Below are 22,915 nucleotides of genomic sequence, written 5' to 3' on the forward strand. Positions count from 1 at the left end.
GCTTCAAGGTCCGCACGAGCGCTTCGCCGTGCGCGCACGGACTGCCTTGCTGAAACCGCTGCATCATTAAAGCCACATTGTTTGGCAAGGGGTCAAGTGATGCCCCATTGTTGGGCACAATGACTGCTATGTTTTTCAATCTGCCAACACTGTTCACCTGGGCCCGCATCGTGGCCATCCCCTTGATCGTTGGGGTGTTCTACTTGGACTTGGAGAAACAGACGCAAAACTTGTTTGCGACCGTTCTGTTTGTCGTGGTGGCGCTGACCGATTGGCTGGATGGCTATCTGGCGCGCAAGCTGAATCAGACCTCGGCCTTTGGTGCGTTTTTGGATCCGGTGGCCGATAAGTTTTTGGTTTGCGCCGCGCTGCTGGTGTTGCTGGAACTGGGGCGCGTCAATGCCTTGGTGGCCTTGGTCATCGTGGGGCGTGAAATTGCCATCTCTGCGCTGCGCGAGTGGATGGCACAGATCGGTGCTTCTGGGAGTGTGGCGGTGCATATGGTGGGCAAGTTGAAGACCACCGTGCAAATGGTCGCGATTCCCTTCCTGCTGTTTGATGGCAATTTGTTTGGGCTGTTTCATACCCGCATCTGGGGCACCGTCTTGATGTTGGTGGCCGTGGTGCTGACCATCTGGTCGATGGTGTATTACCTGCAAAAAGCCTTGCCGGAAATCAGGGCCAAGGCGCGCTAAGACTGTCGGTCCGACCGTCGCGCCTGGAGGCTCCGGCGCGAATCAGGTGTGTGCAATAGCGCAAATCTGTATCGGGCTTTCACCTGCTCTAGGCTGCCTATGAATGCGCTTAGAATGCGCTTCCCTCGCTTGTGGCGCCTGGCTTTGTGATGAAGGCAATGGGCTCGCCGGCGATGTGGCCAAGATTCAATGGGTGAGCGCCGGCCAAGGCGGGCGAGTCTTTTTGAGAGGTATTGAAGTGAACAAGTCCGAACTGATCGAGCACATCGCAACGCAGGCTGACATTTCCAAGGCCGCCGCAACTCGTGCGCTGGAAGCCTTGATCGGTGGTGTGAAGACCACGCTCAAGAAGAATGGTTCGGTTTCTCTGGTAGGCTTCGGTACCTTCAGTGTGACCAAGCGCGCAGCTCGCGCTGGCCGTAACCCACGCACCGGCGACGCCATCAAAATCAAGGCGGCCAAGGTGCCCAAGTTCAAGCCCGGCAAGGGGCTCAAGGACGCGATCAATTAAACTGGTCGCTCACACAGAATTCCGGTTGATCCGGGTGCTTAGCTCAGTTGGTAGAGCGTCGCCTTTACACGGCGCAGGTCGGCGGTTCGAGCCCGTCAGCACCCACCATAAATGCCCAAGCCCAGCGTTGCGCTGGGTGTGGGCCATGGCCACCGTGCCACCCCACGCAAAGGCGAACCCCGGTTCGCCTTTGTCGTGTCTGCCCGTCTGAGGTTTTAGAAGATGTTTGAATTCGTTCGCAAGCACAACCGACTGTTTCAGCTGATCTTGCTGATCCTGATCCTGCCTTCCTTCGCTTTGGTCGGCATGCAGGGTTACACCAGCTTTATGGACGCCTCCAATGCGGGCGTGGCAACCGTCAATGGTCGCAAGATCACCCAGGTCGAATGGGACGCGGCGCATCGCCAGCAGGTTGAGCGCATGCGCCAGCAGATGCCGAATCTGGATGCCAAACTGTTTGACTCGCCGGAAGTCCGCCGCGAAGCGTTGGACGGTTTGGTGCGTGAGCGTGTGATGCAGGCCGCGGCTGCCGAGCAGCATCTGATGGTCAGCGACGATCGTTTGAACGTCATTTTCCGCAACGATCCGCAGTTCGCCTTTTTGCGCAATCCCGATGGCACCCTCAACAAGGGCGTGATTGCTGCCCAAGGCATGAGCTCGCAGATGTTCCTGGAGCGCCTGCGTCAAGACCTGACCCTGCGTCAGGTGACGGCCGGTGTCGGCGGATCGGCAATTGCCTCATCGGCCAATTCTGCGGTGGCTTTCGATGCCTTGCTGCAGCAGCGTGAAGTGCAGATGCAGCGCTTCGATGCCAAGGACTATGCGGCCAGTATCCAGCCCACTGAAGCGCAGATTGAAGCCTTCTACAAGGACAGCGCCAATGCGGCCCAGTTCCAGAAGCCTGAGTCGGCGCAGATCCAGTATGTCGTTTTGGATCTGGAGGCGCTGAAGGCTGGTGTTAGCTTCACCGAAGAAGATCTGCGCAAGTACTACGCTGAAAATGCTTCGCGCTATTCGGTGACCGAGGAGCGCCGAGCCAGCCATATCCTGATCAAGGCTGAAAAATCAGCGTCGGCTGAAGCGCGAAGCAAGGCCAAAGCCCGGGCTGAAGAGCTTTTGGCTCAGGCCCGTAAGACACCGGCGGCCTTCGCTGACCTGGCGCGTAAGAATTCTCAAGACGAGGGCTCGGCCGCCAATGGTGGTGATTTGGATTTCTTTGGTCGCGGTGCGATGACCAAGGTCTTTGAAGACGCTGCCTTTGCGCTCAAGTCGGGCGAGATCAGCAATGTCGTCGAGTCCGAATATGGCTATCACGTGATTCAGCTGACTGGTGTTCGCGGCGGCGACAAGAAGAGCTTTGATGTCGTGCGTGCCGAAATCGAGGCCGAAGTGCGCAAACAATTGGCTCAGCGTCGCTATTCCGAGGTGGCTGAGCAGTTCAGCAATGTGGTCTACGAACAATCGGACAGCCTGCAGCCGGTGGCCGATAAGCTCAAGTTGAGCCTTCAAACAGCGACCGTGCAACGTGCGCCGGTGCCTGGTGCTGTCGGGCCTTTGGCTTCGGTCAAGTTGTTGGATGCCGTTTTTGGCAACGAGTCATTGCGTAACAAACGCAATACCGAAGCGCTGGAGACCGGTCCAAGCCAGATGACGGCCGCTCGCGTGGTGGAGCACAAGCCTTCGCATTTGCAGCCGCTGGCGGAAGTGCATGACAAGGTGCGTGCCCAGTTGCTGCGCCAGTTGGCGAACGCCGAGGCTGTGAAGGCCGGCCAAGCGCGTCTTGCGGCGCTGCAAAAGGGTGGCGATGACGCCGGCTTGGCGGCACCGGTCTTGGTGTCGCGTGCGGTGGCTCGTGATTTGCCCCGCAAGGTGCTGGATTCGATCTTGGTGGCTGATGCCAGCAAGTTGCCCGCTGTGATCGGCCTGGATGCTGGCGACGGCGTGTTTGTGGTGGCGCGTTTGACCAAGGTCTTGCCCCGCGATCCGGCTGTAGTGGACGCCAAGCGCGCGGCTCAACAGTACGCTCAGGCGTGGAACGTTGCTGAGGGCGAAGCCTTTGTCGATGCCATGAAGGCGCGTTTCAAGGTGACAGTCAAGGCGCCAGCGGCGGCCGCGTCGAGCGCTTCGTTGTAGAATAGAGTCTGACTCGAGGTGAGCGCGGTTTTTAATAGACAGCAAAGCTAACCTCGAGTTCCATGGAACTAGATTTTTGCTGCTGCAAAAGATTTTTCGAAAATCGCTTGCCGACCTCGTAAAAGTCCTTCTATAATCTTAAGCTCTGCGGTGGTTGTAGCTCAGTTGGTAGAGTCCAGGATTGTGATTCCTGTTGTCGTGGGTTCGAGCCCCATCAGCCACCCCAAAATTGAAGGACTTAGAGGCGCGAGCTTCTAAGTCCTTTTCATTTTCAGCGGCAATATTTGTCGTCGTGCTTTTCCTGCTTATCTCCTGATGCTGGCCGTCAGTGGATTGGTGGACGTAAAAAAGCCCACTTCGGTGGGCTTTGCTGTTTTTGACTCGGTTCTGCGAGGGCTGCCGCGAGCCAGGTCTTGTTGCTTAAACCAAGCCTTGCTTGCTGGCCAGTACCGCCGCCTCGGCGCGACTGGAGACATTGAGCTTTTTGTAGATCGACTTGATGTGGTCATTGACCGTGAACCACTTGATGCCCATCAGATTGGCGATCTCTTTGATGGTGAAGCCTTTGCTCAGATAGGTCAGGACTTCACTTTCGCGCGGCGTCAGGCGCTCCCATTCTGGCGGCGGGTCAAGCACGACACTGCGGCCGGCGCTGAATGTGGCGCTGGAGGATAGGGCGCCAAAGCCAGAATTCAAGGCCATCGGGCCGGAGTCTCCGCTCGAGGTCGGGCGGAAATGCGACAGCAGGCGCCTGGCAATGGCGGGGGACAGTGGGGGTTGGCCGCGCACAATGCGCTGCAATTCTTCAACCAGCACTTCGAAACGGTCTTCCTTGAGGAGGTAGCCGTCGGCGCCGCATTGCAGCGCGGGGAAGAGGTGGTCATCGTCCGAATACAGCGTGGTGACGATTTTCAGTGCCGGTGTACCGGCTAGCTCGGCCAAAAACTCCATGCCGTTGCCGTCAGGCAATTCAAGGTCAACAAGAATCAGCTTGAAGCTGGCGTCGGGTGAGGTTTCGGCCAGTTTGGCGACGTGGCGGCGGGCGCCCTCAAGATCTCCGGCCTCGGTGATCTCCATGGGGTCGCTGAAGCTCTCGCGCACCACTCGGCACAAGAAGCTGCGGGCAACCGGATTGTCTTCAATGATCAGTACTTTTACGGCCATAGCATGGAGTCCCAGGTAACTTCCATCCTATCGCACAACGGAGGCCTTCAGGCCGGCGGAACCCTATGGGAGGCCCCTGATTCGCGGGGCGCATTTACCCGTTGTTACTTCGAGTTAGGGGTTGCGTAAAACAATCTTACTGATTCCTTCTCCCTTGCTCAATCGCACGATGCCGAAGTAATCGCTCCGTCGTGGCGATGGTGCGCGGAATTGCGCAAGTCTCGCCTTCAAGCCGCCGCAGCGTTAACTGACCTTGTGTATTGGTATTTTTTACTGGTTCTCGTTTTGTGAATTCACCCCAAAACACGCCGGCAAGAGGTGGGCGTGGCGCCTTCATGTCGGTCAGGAAATCTGCCAATTCAGGCTTGGGTCCGGGTGTGCTGTCTTGTCAAATGGGAGCGGCATGGCCGCTGGGGGTGCTTTAATGCCAAGCGTTCAAAAAGCGTCGTAGTCAAGGGTGGGTTGACGCCGGGTCGTCCGGGTGTTGGGGGTGCCTACAATGGCCGAATGCGCATACTGATAGCCAATGATGATGGATACCTGGCGCCGGGCCTGCAGGCCTTGGTGAAGGCTTGTGAGGGGCTGGGGCAGATCGACGTGATCGCGCCCGAGCAAAACGCCAGTGGCACCTCCAACTCCCTGACGCTGGGGCGGCCTCTGTCGGTCTATACGGCGAGCAATGGTTTTCGCTACGTCAATGGCACGCCGTCGGACTGTGTGCACGTGGCCTTGACGGGCCTGTTGGGCTATCGGCCCGATCTGGTGCTTTCGGGCATCAACAATGGCGCCAATATGGGTGATGACACCTTGTACTCGGGCACGGTTGCCGCTGCGACCGAGGGCTATTTGTTTGGCATTCCTTCGATCGCTTTTTCTCAAGTGGAGAAGGGGTGGGGGCATCTGGATGCGGCTGCAGCCTTTGCGCGGCAGTTGGTGGAGCAGGTGGTCGCGGGCGGTCTGACTCAGCCGTTTTTATTGAATGTCAATATCCCCAACCAAGCCGATGCGCCGACCTTGCCTCAGCGCGTTACCCGTTTAGGCCGCCGCCATGCCAGTGAACCGGTGATCTGCCAGCAGAGTCCACGCGGCGAAACGATTTATTGGATTGGCCCTGCTGGTGATGCCCGTGAGGCAGGAGAAGGCACTGACTTTCATGCGACGGCGGCCGGGCAGATCTCGATCACTCCCCTGCAAGTGGACTTGACGCACCATGCCGAGTTGAGTGCTTGGGCGCAGCGTTTGGGGTCGGGCGCATGAGCAATTCGCCGCTGCGGCCGTCGCGGTTCCCGTTGCCTTTGGGTAAGTTGGTCAAGGGCAGTTCGAGCGGCCATGTCGGGGGCGCCGGATCATCTGGGTCGACAGGGGCGGTGCGCGAGGTACTGATGCCGCAGCGTCATTTGCGTGAGGCGGCCGCCGATGCGGCGCGCTTGACCGCGCCACGCGGCTTGGGGTTGGACTCCGACATGGTGCGTCGACGCATGGTTCAGCGTCTGCAGCAAGAGGGTTTGCGCGATGAGCGCGTGTTGCAGGCTTTGGCGACCGTGCAAAGGCATGAGTTTGTCGACAGTGCGCTGGCCATTCAAGCCTATGAGGACACGAGTCTGCCGATTGGCCATGGGCAGACGATCTCAAAGCCCTCGGTGGTTGGGCGCATGATTGCCATGTTGCTGGGTGGGTCTACCGCCAGCCAACAAGGGCATTTGGGTCGGACCATGGAAATTGGTACCGGCTGCGGTTATCAAGCCGCAGTGTTGGCGGAGTTGTCGCGGCAAGTGGTCTCGATCGAGCGATTGCGCCCCTTGCATGACAAGGCTCGGCTCAATTTGGCCGCTGTGCGCACACCCTCGCAGATTCGTTTGGTTTATGGGGACGGTCGATTGGGCTACTCGCAAGCCGCGCCCTTTGACAGCATCATCGCGGCTGCCGGCGGTGATGATTTGCCTCCGGCCTGGCTGGCGCAACTGGCGCCCGGTGGGCGTCTGGTCGCGCCAATGGTCGCGCCTAGCGGTCGCGGGCAGATTCTGGTGGTGATTGATCACTTGGTCGAATCGGGTGTGAGTCGGTTTGTGCGTACCGAGCATGAAGCCGTCTTGTTCGTGCCTCTAAAATCAGGCGTGGTGTGAGTCGCGCGATCCTTGCGCGCTCCCTTGTCATCACCGCGCAGTGAACTCGATTTCGAGTTTTTGCAAACGCCTGTCACTTCAGTCTTAGCGACGCATGCAAAAGAATCTCCTTAGTTTTTCGAAGTCCGCGCTGATCGTCAGCGTGCTGCTGAGTTTGGCGGCTTGCAATTCGACGCCCAATCGTGCGCCGGTCGAGGACCGCAAAGTTGGCGCGACAGCCAAGGCGCCCCCAGCAACCGCGCCTAGCGCCAGCGCCAATGTGGCGCAAGCCGAAGTGAAGCCATTGCCCGGCGCCGAGAACGCCGGCAAGCCCGGCTATTACACAGTTAAACCCGGCGACACCTTGATTCGCATTGCTCTGGATAACGGCCAAAACTGGCGGGATGTGGCCAAGTGGAACGGGCTGGACAATCCCAATCTGATCGAGAAGGGTCAGGTTTTGCGGGTGTTGGCGCCTGGCATTGATGCGGCCGCGGTGACGACCAAGTCGGTCAGCAGCGCCAAGGTTGAAACGCGCCCCTTGGACAGCAAGACTGCTGCTACTAGTGCGCCAGGTGCGACGGCCGCTTCTGGTTCTGTTGCTTCAGCGCCTGCGTCTAGCCCCGCCGCGCAAGCTGCCGCAGCCTCTATTGCAGCGCGCGAGAGCGATGAAGATCCGGTGTGGGCATGGCCGGTGACTGGCGCCGTCAGCGCTGGATTTGATGAGCAGCGTAACAAGGGCTTGGCTTTTGCCGGCAAGGCCGGTGACCCGGTGATGGCGGCCGCCGATGGTCGGGTGGTTTATGCCGGATCGGGCTTGCGCGGATACGGCAATCTGGTCATCATCAAGCACAACGCAACCTACCTTACCGCGTACGCGCACAACCAGGCTTTGTTGGTCAAAGAAGACCAGGCGGTGCGCAAGGGTCAAAAAATAGCTGAAATGGGTTCCAGCGACACAGACCAGGTCAAGCTGCACTTTGAAGTGCGCAAGCAGGGTAAGCCGGTCGATCCGGCCAAGCTGCTCCCAGGTCGCTAGAGCCAGGTCGGCGCAGCCAGATCGAGTCCATGAAACATTCTGCGCCGAACCATTCCTCTCCAGCTGATCATGCGGCCGCATCCGCCCTGGGTGAAACCGGGCGGACGCTTGATGGCGACGATATGCCAGCTCCCACCATGGGGCTGCTTGCGAATGGCGAAGTTGAACTGGGCAACGCACTGCAGGCCTATCTGCGTGATATTCGGCGCACGCCGCTGTTAACGCCTCAGGAAGAGTTTGACACCGCCGTGCAGGCACGCGCGGGCAGCTTTGAGGCGCGCCAGTCGATGATTGAGCACAACCTTCGTCTGGTGGTCAGCATCGCCAAGAATTTTCTCGGTCGTGGTCTGCCGATGAGTGACCTGATCGAAGAGGGTAATTTGGGGCTGATGCACGCCATCGGCAAATTTGAGCCCGAGCGGGGCTTTCGCTTTTCAACCTATGCAAGCTGGTGGATACGGCAGAGCATTGAAAGTGCGCTGATGCATCAAGCTCGCCTGGTGCGCTTGCCGGTGCATATCGTGCGCGAGTTGAATCATGTCTTGAAAGCGCGCCGGGCCCTGGAGGCCATGCAGTGCCAGAACGGCGGCGATGGCAAAGTTCGCGCGGAAGATATTGCTGCGGCAGTGGGTAGGCCCATGGCGGAAGTGGCCGAGTTGCTGGCCTTTGCAGAATTGCCCAGTTCGCTTGATTCGCCGGCCGATCGTTCTGCTGAAAATGGCGAAACGGTGGTGGATTTGGTGGCGGATGAGCAGGCGGTTGACCCGCTGGGCTTGCGGCTCAGCCATGAAATGGATGAGCTCTTGGAGCATGGGCTTGCGGCCTTGAATGAGCGTGAGCGTGAGGTCTTGGCGGGGCGCTATGGCTTGTCCGATCGAGAGCCCGAGACCCTCGATGTGCTGGCCATACGGCTGAACCTGACGCGCGAACGGATTCGTCAGATCCAGATCGAAGCCTTGGCCAAACTCAAGCGCAATATGATGCGGCACGGCATCAGCCGGGATTCGATTTTTTAGTCTGCATGCAGGGTCTGCGCCGATGTGGCCGCCGAGGCTGGGATAATCTCCCGCATGACTCAAGTTTCAGAATGGCTCAAGGTCGAATCGCTCGATCTGGAAGCGCAGGGCGTGGCCCACAACACCGAAGGCAAAGTGGTTTTCATCGAGGGCGCATTGCCCGGTGAAGAGGTGCAGGTTCAGGTCGGCCGCAAGAAAAGCAGTTGGGAGCAGGCCACCTTGACGGCGATGCGGCGCGAAAGCTCACAGCGCGTGCGACCCGGTTGCCCTCATTTTGGCTTGCACGCCGGCTCCTGCGGTGGTTGCAAAATGCAGCATTTGCACGCTTCGGCCCAGGTGGCCGTCAAGCAGCGGGTGATGGAAGACAACCTCTGGCACCTGGGCAAGGTCAAACCAGAAATGCTCTTGCGCCCCATCGAAGGCCCGACTTGGGGCTACCGGTATCGTGCTCGTTTCTCGGTGCGCTATGTGCCGAAAAAGGGTCAGGTCTTGATCGGCTTTCATGAGCGCAAGAGTCGCTATGTGGCCGATATGCAGGTCTGCAAAGTGGTGCCCGAGAAGGTCAGCAATCTGTTGATGCCCTTGCGCGACTTGATCGCCAGCATGGCCGAGCGCGACCGCTTGCCGCAGATTGAGTTGGCCATGGGCGATGCCGTCATTGCCCTGGTGCTTCGCAATCTGGCCCCGCTGCCGGACTCGGACAAAGCCAAGCTCCGCGAGTTCGCTCTGCAGCACGGGGTGCAATGGTGGCTGCAGCCCAAGGGGCCGGACACGGTGCATCTGCTCGACGAAGGCGGTGAGCAACTGTCTTACAGCCTGCCGGAGTTTGGCGTGGTGATGCCCTTCAAGCCTACGGACTTCACCCAGGTCAATCCGCATATCAACACCAGTCTGGTGGGGCGCGCTTTGCGCTTGCTGGATGTGAAGCCCGACGAGCGAGTGATTGACTGGTTTTGCGGCCTGGGGAACTTCACCTTGCCGCTGGCGACACGGGCTCGCGAGGTTCTGGGCATTGAAGGTAGCGAAGCTCTGGTGCAGCGCTCGCGCGAGAACGCTCGCTTCAATGGCCTGGCCGACAAAACGGCGTTTGTCGCACGCAATTTGTTTGAGATGACGCCCGCCGTTTTGGTGGCGGATGGCCAGTCAGACAAATGGCTGGTGGATCCGCCGCGAGATGGTGCTCATGCGCTGTCGCAGGCCTTGGCGGATATTGTTCAGGACCCGAGCTTGGCGCCTGGCTGGCAGCCGCCTAAGCGCATCGTTTACGTCAGCTGTAACCCGGCAACCTTGGCGCGAGATGCGGGCATCTTGGTCAATCAAGGGGGCTACCGTTGTACGGCGGCCAGCGCGGTGAATATGTTCCCGCATACCTCGCATGTGGAGAGCATCGCGGTCTTCGAGCGAGCCTGACGATCAGCAGTGCAGACATAAAAAAACGGGATCCTAGGATCCCGTTTTTTGTTTCGCTTGAGACCGGACTTCGATCAGTCGCGCTCACCGCCAAAGATGCCCAGCAGTGACAGCAGGCTCTGGAACACGTTGTAGATGTCCAGGTAGATGGCCAGCGTGGCGCTGATGTAGTTGGTCTCTCCGCCGTCGATCACGCGCTTGATGTCATACAGCATGAAGGCAGAGAACACGACCATGGACAGCGCCATCATCGTCAGCATCAGTGCCGAGGACTGGATGAAGATATTGGCCAAGCCCACCACCAGCAAGATGATGGCGCCCACAAACAAGAACTTGCCCATCGAGCTCAGGTCGCGCTTGATCACTGTGGCCAGTGAGGCCATGGCGAAGAAGATGGCGCCGGTGCCGCCAAAAGCCAGCATGATCAGGCTGCTGCCATTGCGGAATCCGAGGATGCCGGCCAGCAGGCGCGACAACATCAGGCCCATGAAGAAGGTGAAGGCGAGCAGGGCGTAAACACCGGTGCTGGAGTTCTTGGTCTTTTCAACCACGAACATCAAGCCGAAGGCGCCAGCAAAGAACAAGATCATGCTCATGCCCGAGCCCATGGCGGCCATGATGCCGGTCGTCACGCCGACCCATGCGCCAAGAACTGTGGGCACCATCGACAGTGCGAGCAGCCAATAGGTGTTGCGCAAGACACGCTGGCGATCAGCGGCCAAGCCGCCGTTCAAGGTGCTGCCGTATTGGGTTTGCAGGGTTTCGTTCATCGTCAATCCTCCTAACAAAGATGGGTGCGGCCTTGTGCTTGGGCCTCGTGCACCTCAGGCTGAACTGTAGCTTGAGTTTGGCATGGGCGCTCCAAGGTCTCTCGGGCCCGTTTTGGGTGTCATGTCTTTGAGGCGCTGCGACGGAGTCGCTGCGTTGTGTCAACGATTAAAGTGAGGGCTTTCCTTGGGAATTCAATGTCATGAAACAAAAGCCATTCTTGGGTCTGGATGAAGTGAAGCGAATTGCTGCAGCAGCAGAGGCGGAGGCTTTGGCCAATCAGTGGGCCGTCTCGATCGCCGTCGTGGACGATGGTGGCCATCTGCTTTGGTTGCAGCGCTTGGATGGCGCTGCGGCGATCTCTGCGCAAATCGCTCCGGCCAAAGCGCATACGGCGGCATTGGGTCGCCGAGAGTCCAAGGTGTATGAAGACATCATCAACCAAGGGCGCGTCTCTTTCTTGAGCGCGCCTGGGTTGAGTGGTTTGCTCGAGGGGGGCGTGCCGATTTTGGTCGACGGATTCTGCGTTGGTGCGGTCGGGGTGAGTGGAGTCAAATCCACCGAGGATGCGCAAATTGCCCGTGCAGGTATTGCTGCGCTGGCCTGAGCTCTGAATGAGGTTGGGACCGCTGGCGGGATCTGGCTTGGTGAGGGTGGTTTTTGCTGACGCGTCGCTTCGGCTGACATCAAGTTGTCAAATAAAAGCGCGCTGAAGCCTCAGTGATAACCCTGCTCGGTTATACTCAGCAGGTTTACCCGCTACCCAACGCACCCAGCGAAACTCAAACCAGTTTCCCCCTTCCGGACTCAGGCAACTTGGCATCCCGCCCAAGTATTGCAGCAGAGCTGGGCGCGCACATATTGGAGTTTCCCGTGCTGCCCGATCTGCTCAATTCCCCCAAAGCGATTCTTGCCCTGGCAGACGGCACGGTCTTCAAAGGCTCCTCCATCGGTGCTGCTGGCCACACGGTCGGCGAAGTGGTGTTCAACACCGCACTCACCGGTTACCAAGAAATCCTCACCGACCCCAGCTATTGCCGTCAGATCGTGACCCTCACGTATCCGCATATTGGCAATTACGGTGTCAATGAGGAGGACGTCGAGGCGCAGAAGATTCATGCCGCAGGTCTGATCATCAAGGAGTTGCCCATCCTTGATTCCAACTTCCGCAAGACACGTACTCTGGCGCAATACCTGAAGGATGAAGGGACGGTGGCGATTGCCGACATCGACACCCGTCGCCTGACGCGTGTGCTGCGCACCACCGGCGCGCAAAACGGCTGCATCATGGCGCTGGCCGCAGGCCAGGCCATCACCGATGAGTTGATCGCCGACGCCGTAGCCAAGGCCAAGGCCGCGCCCAGTATGGCCGGCTTGGATCTGGCCAAGGTCGTCAGCGCTGTTGAGAGCCACAGCTGGACCGAAACCGAGTGGACGCTGGGCAAGGGCTACGGCAAGCAAACTCAACCGCGCTTCCACGTCGTGGCCTATGACTTTGGCGTGAAGAGCAATATCTTGCGCATGCTGGCCTCGCGGGGCTGCAAGATCACCGTGGTGCCTGCACAAACGCCCGCTTCGGCGGTTTTTGATCTGGAGCCGGATGGTGTTTTCTTGTCCAACGGCCCCGGCGACCCACAGCCTTGCGATTACGCGATCGCTGCAGCCGCGACCCTGATCGAATCAGGCATCCCAACTTTCGGTATTTGCCTGGGTCATCAAATCATGGCTCTGGCCTCGGGTGCCAAGACCTTCAAGATGAAGTTCGGTCACCACGGTGCCAACCATCCGGTCAAGGATCACGACAACCAGCGCGTGAGCATCACCAGCCAGAATCACGGTTTTGCGGTCGAGCCCGACAGCCTGCCCGCCAATCTGCGCGTGACGCACACCAGCCTGTTTGACGGCACCATTCAGGGTCTGGCCCGGACCGACAAGCCCGCCTTCTGCTTCCAGGGTCACCCTGAAGCAAGCCCTGGTCCCCACGATATCGCTTACCTGTTTGACCGCTTCATCGGTCTGATGGCCAAGTCCTGATCAAGGCCTGATGGAGTAAAGACATGCCAAAACGTTCTGACATTAAAAGCATTCTGATCATTGGGGCCGGCCCCATCATCATCGGCCAGGCCTGCGAGTTCGACTACTCGGGCGCACAGGCTTGCAAGGCGCTGCGCGAAGAGGGCTACAAGGTCATCTTGGTGAACAGCAACCCAGCCACCATCATGACGGACCCGGATACTGCTGACGTCACCTATATTGAGCCCATCACCTGGCAAGTGGTCGAGAAGATCATCGCCAAGGAGCGCCCCGATGCAGTGCTGCCGACCATGGGCGGGCAAACGGCGTTGAACTGCGCTCTGGACCTGCACAAGCACGGCGTGCTGGCCAAGTACAACGTGGAGATGATCGGCGCCAACGAAAAGGCGATCGACAAGGCCGAAGACCGCCTGAAGTTCAAAGACGCGATGACCAAGATTGGCCTGGACTCGGCCAAGTCGGGCATTGCGCACTCGATGGAAGAAGCGCTGGCGGTGCAAAAGCGCATTGCGCTCGAGACCGGCAGCAATGGTTTCCCGATGGTGATTCGCCCCAGCTTCACGCTCGGCGGCAGCGGTGGTGGTATTGCCTACAACCCGGAAGAGTTTGAGGAGATCTGCAAGCGCGGCTTGGATCTTTCGCCGACCAATGAACTCTTGATCGAAGAGTCTTTGATTGGTTGGAAAGAGTACGAGATGGAAGTGGTCCGCGACAGCAAGGACAACTGCATCATCGTCTGCTCGATCGAAAACCTGGACCCGATGGGCGTGCACACCGGTGACTCGATCACCGTGGCCCCTGCGCAGACCTTGACCGACAAGGAGTACCAACTGCTGCGCAACGCCTCGATCGCGATCCTGCGCGAAATTGGCGTGGACACCGGCGGCTCCAATGTGCAGTTCTCGATCAACCCGGTCAATGGCCGGATGACGGTGATCGAGATGAATCCGCGCGTTTCGCGTTCCTCCGCACTGGCCTCGAAGGCAACTGGCTTCCCGATCGCCAAGATCGCCGCCAAGCTGGCCGTGGGCTACACCCTGGATGAGTTGCGCAACGACATCACTGGCGGCGCAACGCCTGCATCGTTCGAGCCCAGCATCGATTACGTCGTCACCAAGATCCCGCGTTTTGCCTTCGAGAAGTTCCCGATGGCGGACTCGCGTTTGACCACGCAGATGAAGTCCGTGGGTGAGGTGATGGCCATGGGCCGCACCTTCCAAGAGAGCTTCCAGAAAGCCCTGCGCGGCCTGGAGACCGGCATTGATGGCCTGAGCGAGCGCTCCGACGATCGCGAAGAGATCATCCAGGAAATCGGCGAGCCTGGTCCCGAGCGCGTGCTGTTTGTGGCGGATGCCTTCCGCATCGGCATGAGCTTGGCTGAAGTCTTTGAAGAGACTGCCATCGATCCGTGGTTCCTGGCTCAGATCGAGCAACTCGTGAAGATCGAGCTCTCGCTGGCAGGGCGCAGTCTGGACTCTTTGAGTGCGGATGAGCTGCGCTTGCTGAAGAAGAAGGGTTTCTCGGACAAGCGCCTGGGTAAGCTGCTGGTGTCTAACCAACACGAGGTGCGGCGTGCGCGTCACGCCTTGGCCGTGCGTCCGGTCTACAAGCGCGTTGACACCTGCGCTGCAGAGTTCGCAACGCAGACCGCCTATATGTACTCGACCTACGAGGAAGAGTGTGAGGCCGAGCCTAGCGACAAGAAGAAGATCATGGTTTTGGGCGGTGGCCCGAACCGTATCGGCCAAGGCATCGAGTTCGACTACTGCTGCGTTCACGCCGCACTCGCCATGCGCGAAGACGGCTATGAAACCATCATGGTCAACTGCAACCCCGAGACCGTGTCGACCGATTACGACACCTCGGACCGCTTGTATTTCGAGCCGGTGACTTTGGAAGACGTGCTGGAAATCGTCGACAAGGAAAAACCTGTCGGCGTGATCGTCCAGTACGGTGGCCAGACGCCGCTGAAGCTGGCGCTCGACTTGGAAGCCAATGGCGTGCCCATCATCGGCACCTCGCCCGAGAGCATCGATATCGCCGAAGATCGCGAGCGCTTCCAGAAACTGCTGCATGACCTGGGTCTGAAGCAGCCGCCGAACCGCACCGCGCGTACTGAAGAGGCGGCGCTGGTCTTGGCGCGTGAGATTGGCTACCCCTTGGTGGTTCGTCCGAGTTATGTCTTGGGTGGCCGCGCGATGGAAATCGTGCACGGTGACAAGGACCTGGAGCGCTATATGCGCGAAGCGGTGCGCGTGTCGGACAAGTCTCCGGTGCTGCTGGACCGTTTCTTGGAAGATGCGCTGGAAGTCGATGTGGATTGCATCAGCGATGGCGTCGATGTGATGATCGGAGGCATCATGGAGCACGTCGAAGCGGCCGGCATCCACTCTGGTGACTCGGCTTGTTCGCTGCCGCCTTACACCTTGTCGAAGGCCTTGCAAGACGAGTTGCGCAAGCAGACTGCAGCCATGGCGCGCGGCCTGAATGTGGTGGGCTTGATGAATGTGCAGTTCGCCATTCAGGGCAATGTGACCGGCGGCCTGGAAGGCGCCACCGTTTACGTGCTCGAAGTGAACCCACGCGCTTCGCGTACTGTGCCTTTTGTCTCCAAGGCCACCGGCCAGCAACTGGCCAAGATTGCCGCGCGCTGCATGGCGGGCCAAAAGCTGAAGGACCAGAAGGATCGCAAGGGTCGTGTGCCGACCGAGGTGATTCCGCCTTACTTCAGCGTCAAGGAAGCGGTCTTCCCCTTCAACAAGTTCCCCGGTGTGGACCCGATCCTGAGTCCAGAAATGCGTTCGACCGGTGAAGTCATGGGTGCTGCCAAGACCTTTGGTGAAGCCATGTTGAAGAGCCAGTTGGGTGCTGGTTCGCGCCTGCCGCGCCAGGGCAATATCCTCATCACCGTGAAGAACGGCGATAAGGCGCGCGCCGTGGCCGTGGCCAAGGACCTGCATGCCTTGGGCTTCGGCGTGGTGGCGACCAAGGGTACCGCTGCGGCTATCGCTGAAGTGGGCGTGCCGGTTCGTGTAGTCAACAAGGTCAAGGACGGCCGGCCACACATCGTTGACATGATCAAGGGCGGCGAAATCCAATTGGTCTTCACGACCGTGGATGAAACCCGCACCGCGATTGCGGACAGCCGTCATATCCGTCAGGCCGCATTGGCTGCGCGCGTCACCTACTACACCACCATGGCCGGCTGCGAAGCGGCGGTGGAGGGGATGAAGCACCAGAACGGTTTGCTGGTGCAATCCCTGCAAGAACTGCACGCCGAACTGCACTAAACTTCGGTCTCAAGAATTCCGCCGCCGCGCTTCGGGTCGCCCCGAGCCGCAGCGGCGGATTCATTTTGTCTTTCAAGGTTTACGAAATAAATCATGGCCACGATTCCATTGACCAAGCGCGGTGCTGAAAAGCTCAAAGAAGAATTGCATCGCCTCAAGAGTGTTGAGCGGCACGCGGTGATCAATGCAATCTCCGAAGCGCGTGCTCAAGGTGATCTGTCCGAGAACGCTGAGTACGAAGCGGCCAAGGACAAGCAAGGCTTTATCGAAGGCCGCATCTTGGAAATTGAAGGCAAGTTGGGCGCTGCGCAAGTGATCGACCCTGCGGAGGTGGATGCCGGTGGGCGCATTGTTTTCGGCACGACGGTGGATCTGGAAGAAGAGGCCAGCGGCGCCGAGGTTACCTATCAAATCGTCGGTGACGATGAGGCGGACTTGAAGCTGGGCCTGATTTCAATCAGCTCGCCGATTGCCCGTGCCTTGATCGGCAAAGAGGCGGGCGATGTGGCCGAGGTGAAGGCACCGGGCGGCATCAAGCGCTACGAAGTGGTGGAAGTTCGTTACGTGTAAGGTGACGCATCGATTCGCTATGTTGAATCGCCTTAGAGCCCTGTTGGCCGCCCTGTGGGGCGGCCTTTTGTTGACGGTGGCCTGGGTGGCTGCACCTTCGGCATTTGCGGTCCTTGAGCGAGCCCAGGCTGGCTTGGTGGTGGCGCACTTGTTCTCTTTAGAGGCGCAGCTTTCTCTGGCGGCCGGCCTGCTTTTGATGCTGATGGAGCGACGCTGGGCCCGAGATCGTGGCTTGCCGGCAATTTCTGCCGACTTCCTTCTGCCCGCAGGGGCTCTGTTTTGCACCGTAGCAGGGTACTACGGCCTGCAGCCGATGATGGCTGCAGCCAAGGCGGGCCAAGGGCCATGGGGTTTCATGGCTTTGCACGGCGTGTCTTTGGGCTTTTACGGCCTCAAGGTTTTGCTGGTGCTGGCCTTGGCGTGGCGCAGCACGGCAGCAATCACTTCGGTTTCGTTTACTGATCCTGTGCGTTCTTCTTGACGCTGGTCAGGCGGCGCTTGGCACGCTTGATCTCGCCGCCTTGGGCGACGCGCTCATTGCCAAGTACGCGAAGCTTCTTCACCTGAGGGCGATGGTTGCCACTCTTGGAGAACTTCACAATCTTCACCACGCGTGGGCCGGCTTTGCCGTCTTCACGCTCGGCGTCCACTTTCTCCGGCATCGGACGCCAGATGATCAACAGCTTGCCGATGTGCTGAATCGGCGCGGCATTCAGTTCGCCGCACAGAGAGGCAAAAATGCTCTCGCGGTTGGCGCGGTCGTCCGAGAAGATGCGCACCTTGATCAGCCCGTGGGCATTCAAGGCAGCGTCGGTCTCTTTGACGACGGCAGGGGTGAGTCCATCCGCGCCTATCATCACGACCGGGTCGAGATGGTGGGCATCGGAACGTTTTTCCTTGCGCTGGGCAGGGGTCAATTGAATCGCAGGCATACGCGTATTATCCGTGCAACATGAAGTTCACAACAAAAAGCAAGAAACTTAATAAGGCGTGGTTGCATGATCACATCAACGACCCCTACGTCAAGATGGCGCAACGGGATGGTTACCGTGCGCGCGCAGCTTACAAGCTGAAGGAAATTGACGAGGAGCTCAAGCTGATACGTCCGGGTCAGATCGTCGTCGATTTGGGTGCGTCACCCGGTGCTTGGAGTCAGTATCTGCGCCGCTGCTTTGCGCCCAAAGAGGCGGGCGTGGGCGGTGCTGCGGTCGGTGCACTCAACGGCACCATCATCTCGCTGGATTTGCTGCCCTGTGAGCCGATCGAAGGTGTGCAGTTCATCCAGGGGGACTTTCAAGAAGAAGCCGTGCTTCAGCAATTGGAGCAGGCCTTGGGTGGGCGGCCAGTGGATGTGGTGGTGTCCGATATGGCGCCGAATCTGTCGGGCATCGAGGGCGTTGATGCAGCGCGAGTTGGCGGTTTGATTGAGTTGGCCATCGATTTCTCAATTCATCACCTGAAGCCTGAAGGCGCCTTGGTCGCCAAGGTTTTTCACGGCAGTGGCTACAGTCAGTTGGTGGAATTGTTCAAGGCCACCTTCAAGAAGGTCAAAGCGGTCAAGCCCAAGGCCTCCCGGGATCGCTCATCCGAGACCTTTTTGGTAGGCATTGGTCTTAAATCCCCTGCCAAACCACGCTGAAGCGATATTGAGTCCTAGGTTTTGCCGAGGACTCGGTAATGTCTGGCAATGTCCGCTGGCTCATGGGGCTATGCAAAAGCAGATGACCCCCTTGACTGCAATAGAATCAACCCCATATGCCGTGCACAAGACCGCCATTGGTGCGGTCGGGCGAATTGAATGAAGGAGTCGCGGTGAACAATCAGTGGTTCTCGAAGGTAGCTGTTTGGATAGTGATCGCCTTGGTGCTGTTCACTGTCTTCAAGCAGTTCGACCGAGGTGCATCCCAGGGGAACCAAATCGGTTACTCGGAATTTCTGGACGAGGTTCAGGCGCATCGCATCAAGCAGGTCACTTTGCAAGAGGGTGGTGCGGGGACTGACATCCTGGCCGAAACCAATGAAGGCAAAAAGCTGCGCGTTGCAGCGACTTATTTGGACCGCGGCCTGATCGGTGATCTGCGCAACAACGGCGTTAAGTTCGATGTCAAGCCGCGCGAGGAGCCTTCCTTCCTGATCAATATGTTGATTAGCTGGGGCCCAATGTTGTTGTTGATCGGCGTCTGGGTCTATTTCATGCGCCAGATGCAGGGTGGCGGCAAGGGTGGCGCGTTCAGCTTTGGCAAGTCCAAGGCCCGCATGCTCGACGAGGCCAACAACACCACGACCTTCGCCGATGTGGCTGGCTGCGATGAGGCCAAGGAAGAAGTCAAGGAATTGGTCGACTTCCTGAAGGACCCGCAAAAGTTTCAAAAGCTGGGCGGTCGTATCCCTCGTGGCGTGCTGCTGGTAGGCCCTCCCGGCACCGGCAAGACCTTGTTGGCCAAGGCCATTGCGGGTGAGGCCAAGGTGCCTTTCTTCGCAATCTCCGGCTCAGACTTCGTCGAGATGTTCGTTGGCGTTGGCGCAGCCCGCGTGCGCGATATGTTCGAGCAGGCCAAGAAGAGTGCGCCTTGCATTATCTTTGTCGATGAAATCGATGCGGTCGGTCGCCACCGTGGCGCCGGCCTCGGCGGTGGTAACGACGAGCGTGAGCAGACGCTGAACCAGATGCTGGTCGAGATGGACGGCTTCGAGACCAATCTCGGCGTCATTGTGATGGCCGCGACCAACCGTCCGGACATTCTGGATCCTGCCTTGCTGCGCCCCGGTCGTTTTGACCGTCAGGTTTATGTGACGCTTCCCGATGTGCGTGGCCGCGAGCAGATTCTGAATGTGCACATGCGTAAGGTGCCCGTTGGCCAAGACATCCGCGCCGATATCTTGGCTCGCGGAACGCCCGGCTTCTCGGGTGCTGATTTGGCCAATTTGGTCAATGAGGCTGCCTTGTTTGCGGCGCGCCGCAGCGGTCGCGTGGTCGAAATGGTCGACTTTGAAAAGGCCAAAGACAAGATCATGATGGGCCCCGAGCGCAAGTCCATGATCATGCCGGAGGAAGAACGCCGCAACACCGCCTATCACGAAGCAGGCCATGCACTGGTGGCGCGTCTGATGCCCAAGACCGACCCTGTCCACAAGGTCACCGTGATTCCGCGTGGCCGCGCCCTGGGCGTGACGATGCAACTGCCCGAAGGTGACCGCTACAGCATGGACAAGGAGCGCATGCTTTCGACCATTTCGGTGCTCTTCGGTGGCCGCATTGCGGAAGAGGTGTTCATGAATCAAATGACCACCGGCGCCTCCAATGACTTTGAGCGCGCCACTGCGATTGCGCGCGATATGGTGATGCGCTACGGCATGACCGACGAGTTAGGCCCGATGGTGTATTCGGACAATGAAGGTGAGGTCTTCCTGGGCCGCTCGGTGACCAAGACGACCAATATGTCTGAAGAGACGATGCGCAAGGTCGATACGGTCATTCGCCGCATCATTGATGATCAGTACGGTATCGCGCGGCGTTTGATTGAAGAGAACAAAGACAAGATGCACGCCATGGCAACCGCCTTGTTGGAGTTTGAAACCATCGATGCTGACCAGATCGAGGACATCATGACCGGCAAGCCGGCGCGGTTGCCCAAGGACTGGACACCATCCGCCAGCAGCAAGTCTGATGGCGGTGTGCCACCGGTCTCACCCGGTAGCGCTGCTGCTGTGGTGTGATGGTCTGGCAGTTGGTGGTTTGAGCTTGCATTCGATTTGAATCTGCTCTTGTCGCATATTGTTTTGCCGGACTAGTCGCCCGGTGACCGCATGGGGTCCGTCTGCAAAGACTGGCCCCGTTTTCATTTCAGAATCATGAGTACGAGCGAGAAACCAGAGACATTGGATCCGGCTGATTCGAACGCCGTAAGGACCTGGCAAACCGCACGTTTTGAGATTGATTTGAGGCGGCCCCAGGTGATGGGGATCGTCAATGTGACACCGGACTCCTTCTCGGATGGCGGCCAGCACGGCAGTGCAGATCAAGCGGTGGCCCATTGCCGGCGCTTGGTGGAAGAGGGCGCCGATATTCTGGATATTGGCGGGGAGTCGAGTCGACCCGGATCAGTCAGTCTCAGCCTTGAGCAAGAGTGGGCGCGCATTGAGCCCGTGCTTGCGGTGGCTTTGACTCTGGGTGTGCCGGTATCTGTGGATACATGCAAGGCCGGCGTGATGGCGCGGGCCTTGGCGATGGGCGTTGACATCATCAACGACATCAAGGCGCTGCAGGATGAATCGGCGCTGTCTTTGCTTAGCGCGCATGCCAAGGCCGGGGTGTGTTTGATGCATATGCGCGGCGAGCCCGGCACCATGCAGTCGATGTGCGACTATCGGGATGTGGTTGTCGAGGTCGCCGAGTTTTTGGGCTCGCGGGCGGCTTGCGCCGTGGCTGCGGGTATTGCGCCGAACCGCATCGTTCTGGATCCAGGCTATGGTTTTGCCAAAACCACGCCACAAAACTTTGAATTGTTGCGGCGGCAGTCCGAACTGCTGAGCTTGGGGTTTCCCTTGCTGGCCGGGTGGTCCCGCAAGCGCTCCTTGGGTGATGTGACAGGGCGGCCGGTGGATCAACGTCAGGCCGCGAGCGTGGCCGCGGCTTTGCTGGCATTGAACAACGGTGCAAGAGTTTTGCGTGTGCACGATGTCGCGCCCACCGTGGATGCGGTCAAGGTTTGGTGCGCCGCAGCCGGCTCACTTGAAATTGCGTCATGCGACTGATGGACAATCGATCAATAGCTATTCAGGAGGGTGCTCTGTATGAGCCGTAAGTATTTCGGAACCGATGGAATTCGTGGCACGGTAGGACAATCGCCGATCACACCAGACTTCATGCTCCGCCTGGGACACGCGGTGGGTCAGGTCCTGCGCAAGTCTGGCGCTCGCCCCAGTGTTTTGATTGGCAAGGACACGCGAATTTCCGGCTACATGATTGAGTCGGCGCTCGAGGCTGGCTTCGCTTCGGCAGGTGTCGATGTTCTGCTGACGGGACCCTTGCCAACGCCTGGCGTTGCTTACTTGACGCGTGCTTTGCGGCAGGACTTGGGCGTGGTGATCAGCGCCTCGCACAATCCATTTGCTGACAACGGGATCAAGTTCTTTTCGGCCAAGGGTGAAAAGCTGCCCGATGCCTGGGAGCAGTCGGTCGAGGCCGCGCTTGAAGAGCCGCCGACTTGGATCGATTCCGCAAACCTGGGGCGAGCGAAACGCATTGCTGACGCCCGCGGTCGCTATATCGAGTTTTGCAAGAACAGCTTCGGCTCGGATCTGACGCTGAAGGGCCTGAAGATCGTCATCGATGCGGCCAATGGTGCGGGCTACCATGTGGCGCCCGATGTCTTCCATGAACTGGGCGCCGAGGTCATTTCGATCGGTTGCAGCCCGGACGGTTTCAATATCAATGCCGGCTTTGGTGCTACCTCGCCTGCGGCCCTGGTCAAGGCAGTGCAAGAGCATGGCGCCCACTATGGGGTGGCGCTGGATGGTGATGCCGATCGGCTGCAGTTGGTCGACGCACAGGGTCGTCTCTATAACGGGGACGAGCTGCTCTATGTGATGGTCGCAGACCGCTTGGCGCAGGGGCATCGGGTGGCTGGTGCGGTGGGCACCTTGATGACCAATATGGCGGTCGAGTTGGCGCTCAAGTCCCTGGATGTGGACTTTGTTCGCGCCAAGGTAGGCGATCGTTATGTGTTGGAAGAGCTGAGCGCGCGTGGCTGGCAGTTGGGTGGCGAGGGCTCCGGTCATTTGTTGGCCCTGGACAAGCACACTACGGGCGACGGCATCGTCAGCGCCTTGTTGATTTTGCAGTCGGTGTGCCGGACCGGCCGCAGTCTGGCTGATCAATTGGCGGACGTCAGCTTGTTCCCGCAGACCTTGATCAATGTGCGCTTGCAGGCGGGGCAGGATTGGAAGAGCAACCCCCATCTGGCTCGCGAACAGGCTGAAGTCACGGCTGAATTGGGCAACCGGGGCCGCGTGCTGATTCGTGCCTCGGGCACCGAGCCCTTGTTGCGCTTGATGGTGGAAGCCAGCGATGCAGGCTTGGCCCAGCGTTGCGCACAGCGTTTGGCGGACGCGGTCAAGCTGCCGGCTTGACCTTGAGGGCTTGTCGGCCCAGTTCAAATTGAAAGGCCCGCTGCAATTGAC

At 59.1% G+C, this 22,915-nt stretch carries 20 protein-coding genes and 2 tRNA genes; 19 read left to right on the forward strand and 3 right to left on the reverse strand.

All coding sequences use genetic code 11. The features are described from left to right. Window positions 1–128 precede the first annotated feature (128 nt). The 5 genes from pgsA (at window position 129) to WG899_RS18400 (ending at window position 3,565) form a co-directional block, all read left to right on the forward strand. Window positions 129–695, forward strand: coding sequence for a CDP-diacylglycerol--glycerol-3-phosphate 3-phosphatidyltransferase (pgsA, locus tag WG899_RS18380; RefSeq protein WP_339597110.1), 567 nt, complete (start codon window positions 129–131; stop codon window positions 693–695). Window positions 696–933: 238 nt separating this feature from the next. Further along, complete coding sequence (locus tag WG899_RS18385; RefSeq protein ID WP_339597111.1) at window positions 934–1,206, forward strand: HU family DNA-binding protein; 273 nt, start codon at window positions 934–936, stop codon at window positions 1,204–1,206. 32 nt (window positions 1,207–1,238) lie between these two features. Further along, window positions 1,239–1,314 (forward strand) — tRNA-Val (locus tag WG899_RS18390). Between the two features lie 114 nt (window positions 1,315–1,428). Then, entirely contained in the window at window positions 1,429–3,339 is a 1,911-nt protein-coding gene (locus WG899_RS18395) for a SurA N-terminal domain-containing protein (protein ID WP_339597112.1), read from the forward strand. A 150-nt stretch (window positions 3,340–3,489) separates the two neighbouring features. Then, window positions 3,490–3,565: transfer RNA gene (locus WG899_RS18400), tRNA-His, on the forward strand. A 194-nt stretch (window positions 3,566–3,759) separates the two neighbouring features. Here the strand turns inward: WG899_RS18400 and WG899_RS18405 are convergent. Further along, the gene (locus WG899_RS18405) at window positions 3,760–4,503 is read right to left on the reverse strand and encodes a LuxR C-terminal-related transcriptional regulator (RefSeq protein WP_339597113.1); all 744 of its coding nucleotides are present in this window, start codon (window positions 4,501–4,503) and stop codon (window positions 3,760–3,762) included. A gap of 507 nt (window positions 4,504–5,010) precedes the next feature. Here WG899_RS18405 and surE point away from each other — a divergent pair. The 5 genes from surE (at window position 5,011) to rlmD (ending at window position 10,070) form a co-directional block, all read left to right on the forward strand. After that, the gene (surE, locus tag WG899_RS18410; RefSeq protein WP_339597114.1) at window positions 5,011–5,760 is read left to right on the forward strand and encodes a 5'/3'-nucleotidase SurE; all 750 of its coding nucleotides are present in this window, start codon (window positions 5,011–5,013) and stop codon (window positions 5,758–5,760) included. Further along, window positions 5,757–6,626, forward strand: coding sequence for a protein-L-isoaspartate(D-aspartate) O-methyltransferase (locus WG899_RS18415; RefSeq protein ID WP_444718872.1), 870 nt, complete (start codon window positions 5,757–5,759; stop codon window positions 6,624–6,626). Before surE ends, WG899_RS18415 begins: the two co-directional genes overlap by 4 nt. Before the next feature lie 94 nt (window positions 6,627–6,720). Further along, the gene (locus WG899_RS18420; protein ID WP_339597116.1) at window positions 6,721–7,644 is read left to right on the forward strand and encodes a peptidoglycan DD-metalloendopeptidase family protein; all 924 of its coding nucleotides are present in this window, start codon (window positions 6,721–6,723) and stop codon (window positions 7,642–7,644) included. A gap of 29 nt (window positions 7,645–7,673) precedes the next feature. Further along, window positions 7,674–8,660, forward strand: a complete 987-nt coding sequence (rpoS, locus tag WG899_RS18425; RefSeq protein ID WP_444718873.1) for an RNA polymerase sigma factor RpoS — start codon at window positions 7,674–7,676, stop codon at window positions 8,658–8,660. A gap of 54 nt (window positions 8,661–8,714) precedes the next feature. Further along, window positions 8,715–10,070 carry a 23S rRNA (uracil(1939)-C(5))-methyltransferase RlmD gene (gene rlmD, locus WG899_RS18430; protein WP_339597117.1) on the forward strand — a complete coding sequence of 452 codons (1,356 nt, stop codon included), beginning with the start codon at window positions 8,715–8,717 and terminating at the stop codon, window positions 10,068–10,070. Between the two features lie 74 nt (window positions 10,071–10,144). Here rlmD and WG899_RS18435 read toward each other — a convergent pair whose 3' ends face one another. Next, entirely contained in the window at window positions 10,145–10,840 is a 696-nt protein-coding gene (locus tag WG899_RS18435) for a Bax inhibitor-1/YccA family protein (RefSeq protein ID WP_339597118.1), read from the reverse strand. A 200-nt stretch (window positions 10,841–11,040) separates the two neighbouring features. On the opposite strand from WG899_RS18435, the gene WG899_RS18440 reads away from it, so the two are divergent. The 5 genes from WG899_RS18440 (at window position 11,041) to WG899_RS18460 (ending at window position 17,213) form a co-directional block, all read left to right on the forward strand. Further along, a complete protein-coding gene (locus WG899_RS18440; protein ID WP_339597119.1) occupies window positions 11,041–11,445 on the forward strand; it encodes a GlcG/HbpS family heme-binding protein in 405 nt (134 codons plus the stop codon). A gap of 266 nt (window positions 11,446–11,711) precedes the next feature. Further along, a complete protein-coding gene (gene carA, locus WG899_RS18445) occupies window positions 11,712–12,872 on the forward strand; it encodes a glutamine-hydrolyzing carbamoyl-phosphate synthase small subunit (RefSeq protein ID WP_339597120.1) in 1,161 nt (386 codons plus the stop codon). Between the two features lie 23 nt (window positions 12,873–12,895). Next, window positions 12,896–16,162 carry a carbamoyl-phosphate synthase large subunit gene (gene carB, locus WG899_RS18450; protein WP_339597121.1) on the forward strand — a complete coding sequence of 1,089 codons (3,267 nt, stop codon included), beginning with the start codon at window positions 12,896–12,898 and terminating at the stop codon, window positions 16,160–16,162. Window positions 16,163–16,255: 93 nt separating this feature from the next. Continuing rightward, window positions 16,256–16,732: a transcription elongation factor GreA gene (gene greA, locus WG899_RS18455; protein ID WP_339597122.1), complete on the forward strand. Its 477-nt coding sequence runs from the start codon at window positions 16,256–16,258 to the stop codon at window positions 16,730–16,732. Between the two features lie 19 nt (window positions 16,733–16,751). Next, on the forward strand, window positions 16,752–17,213 hold the full coding sequence (locus WG899_RS18460; protein WP_339597123.1) for a DUF4149 domain-containing protein: 462 nt from the start codon (window positions 16,752–16,754) through the stop codon (window positions 17,211–17,213). Here the strand turns inward: WG899_RS18460 and WG899_RS18465 are convergent. Then, window positions 17,188–17,664 carry a YhbY family RNA-binding protein gene (locus WG899_RS18465; protein ID WP_339597124.1) on the reverse strand — a complete coding sequence of 159 codons (477 nt, stop codon included), beginning with the start codon at window positions 17,662–17,664 and terminating at the stop codon, window positions 17,188–17,190. The two genes, WG899_RS18460 and WG899_RS18465, sit on opposite strands and share 26 nt — an antisense overlap. Before the next feature lie 20 nt (window positions 17,665–17,684). Here WG899_RS18465 and WG899_RS18470 point away from each other — a divergent pair, with 20 nt between their 5' ends. From WG899_RS18470 to glmM, 4 genes are all read left to right on the forward strand, one after another. Continuing rightward, a complete protein-coding gene (locus WG899_RS18470) occupies window positions 17,685–18,371 on the forward strand; it encodes an RlmE family RNA methyltransferase (RefSeq protein WP_339597125.1) in 687 nt (228 codons plus the stop codon). A gap of 173 nt (window positions 18,372–18,544) precedes the next feature. Continuing rightward, window positions 18,545–20,449 (forward strand): ATP-dependent zinc metalloprotease FtsH, encoded by a 1,905-nt coding sequence (gene ftsH / locus WG899_RS18475; RefSeq protein WP_339597126.1) that lies wholly within the window; start codon window positions 18,545–18,547, stop codon window positions 20,447–20,449. Between the two features lie 135 nt (window positions 20,450–20,584). Continuing rightward, window positions 20,585–21,487: a dihydropteroate synthase gene (gene folP, locus WG899_RS18480; RefSeq protein ID WP_339597127.1), complete on the forward strand. Its 903-nt coding sequence runs from the start codon at window positions 20,585–20,587 to the stop codon at window positions 21,485–21,487. Window positions 21,488–21,526: 39 nt separating this feature from the next. Beyond that, a complete protein-coding gene (gene glmM, locus WG899_RS18485) occupies window positions 21,527–22,864 on the forward strand; it encodes a phosphoglucosamine mutase (protein WP_339597128.1) in 1,338 nt (445 codons plus the stop codon). Window positions 22,865–22,915 lie beyond the last annotated feature (51 nt).

The organism is Paucibacter hankyongi, from assembly GCF_037482915.1.
Taxonomy (GTDB): domain Bacteria; phylum Pseudomonadota; class Gammaproteobacteria; order Burkholderiales; family Burkholderiaceae_C; genus Paucibacter_A; species Paucibacter_A hankyongi.

What these genes read in the sequence shown, in the direction of transcription:
- pgsA (WP_339597110.1), top strand. Translation starts at nt 129, where the DNA reads ATGTTTTTCAATCTGCCAACACTGTTCACCTGGGCCCGCATCGTGGCC.
- WG899_RS18395 (WP_339597112.1), top strand. Translation starts at nt 1,429, where the DNA reads ATGTTTGAATTCGTTCGCAAGCACAACCGACTGTTTCAGCTGATCTTG.
- WG899_RS18405 (WP_339597113.1), bottom strand. Translation starts at nt 4,503, where the DNA reads ATGGCCGTAAAAGTACTGATCATTGAAGACAATCCGGTTGCCCGCAGC.
- surE (WP_339597114.1), top strand. Translation starts at nt 5,011, where the DNA reads ATGCGCATACTGATAGCCAATGATGATGGATACCTGGCGCCGGGCCTG.
- WG899_RS18415 (WP_444718872.1), top strand. Translation starts at nt 5,757, where the DNA reads ATGAGCAATTCGCCGCTGCGGCCGTCGCGGTTCCCGTTGCCTTTGGGT.
- WG899_RS18420 (WP_339597116.1), top strand. Translation starts at nt 6,721, where the DNA reads ATGCAAAAGAATCTCCTTAGTTTTTCGAAGTCCGCGCTGATCGTCAGC.
- rpoS (WP_444718873.1), top strand. Translation starts at nt 7,674, where the DNA reads ATGAAACATTCTGCGCCGAACCATTCCTCTCCAGCTGATCATGCGGCC.
- rlmD (WP_339597117.1), top strand. Translation starts at nt 8,715, where the DNA reads ATGACTCAAGTTTCAGAATGGCTCAAGGTCGAATCGCTCGATCTGGAA.
- WG899_RS18435 (WP_339597118.1), bottom strand. Translation starts at nt 10,840, where the DNA reads ATGAACGAAACCCTGCAAACCCAATACGGCAGCACCTTGAACGGCGGC.
- WG899_RS18440 (WP_339597119.1), top strand. Translation starts at nt 11,041, where the DNA reads ATGAAACAAAAGCCATTCTTGGGTCTGGATGAAGTGAAGCGAATTGCT.
- carB (WP_339597121.1), top strand. Translation starts at nt 12,896, where the DNA reads ATGCCAAAACGTTCTGACATTAAAAGCATTCTGATCATTGGGGCCGGC.
- greA (WP_339597122.1), top strand. Translation starts at nt 16,256, where the DNA reads ATGGCCACGATTCCATTGACCAAGCGCGGTGCTGAAAAGCTCAAAGAA.
- WG899_RS18460 (WP_339597123.1), top strand. Translation starts at nt 16,752, where the DNA reads ATGTTGAATCGCCTTAGAGCCCTGTTGGCCGCCCTGTGGGGCGGCCTT.
- WG899_RS18465 (WP_339597124.1), bottom strand. Translation starts at nt 17,664, where the DNA reads ATGCCTGCGATTCAATTGACCCCTGCCCAGCGCAAGGAAAAACGTTCC.
- WG899_RS18470 (WP_339597125.1), top strand. Translation starts at nt 17,685, where the DNA reads ATGAAGTTCACAACAAAAAGCAAGAAACTTAATAAGGCGTGGTTGCAT.
- folP (WP_339597127.1), top strand. Translation starts at nt 20,585, where the DNA reads ATGAGTACGAGCGAGAAACCAGAGACATTGGATCCGGCTGATTCGAAC.
- glmM (WP_339597128.1), top strand. Translation starts at nt 21,527, where the DNA reads ATGAGCCGTAAGTATTTCGGAACCGATGGAATTCGTGGCACGGTAGGA.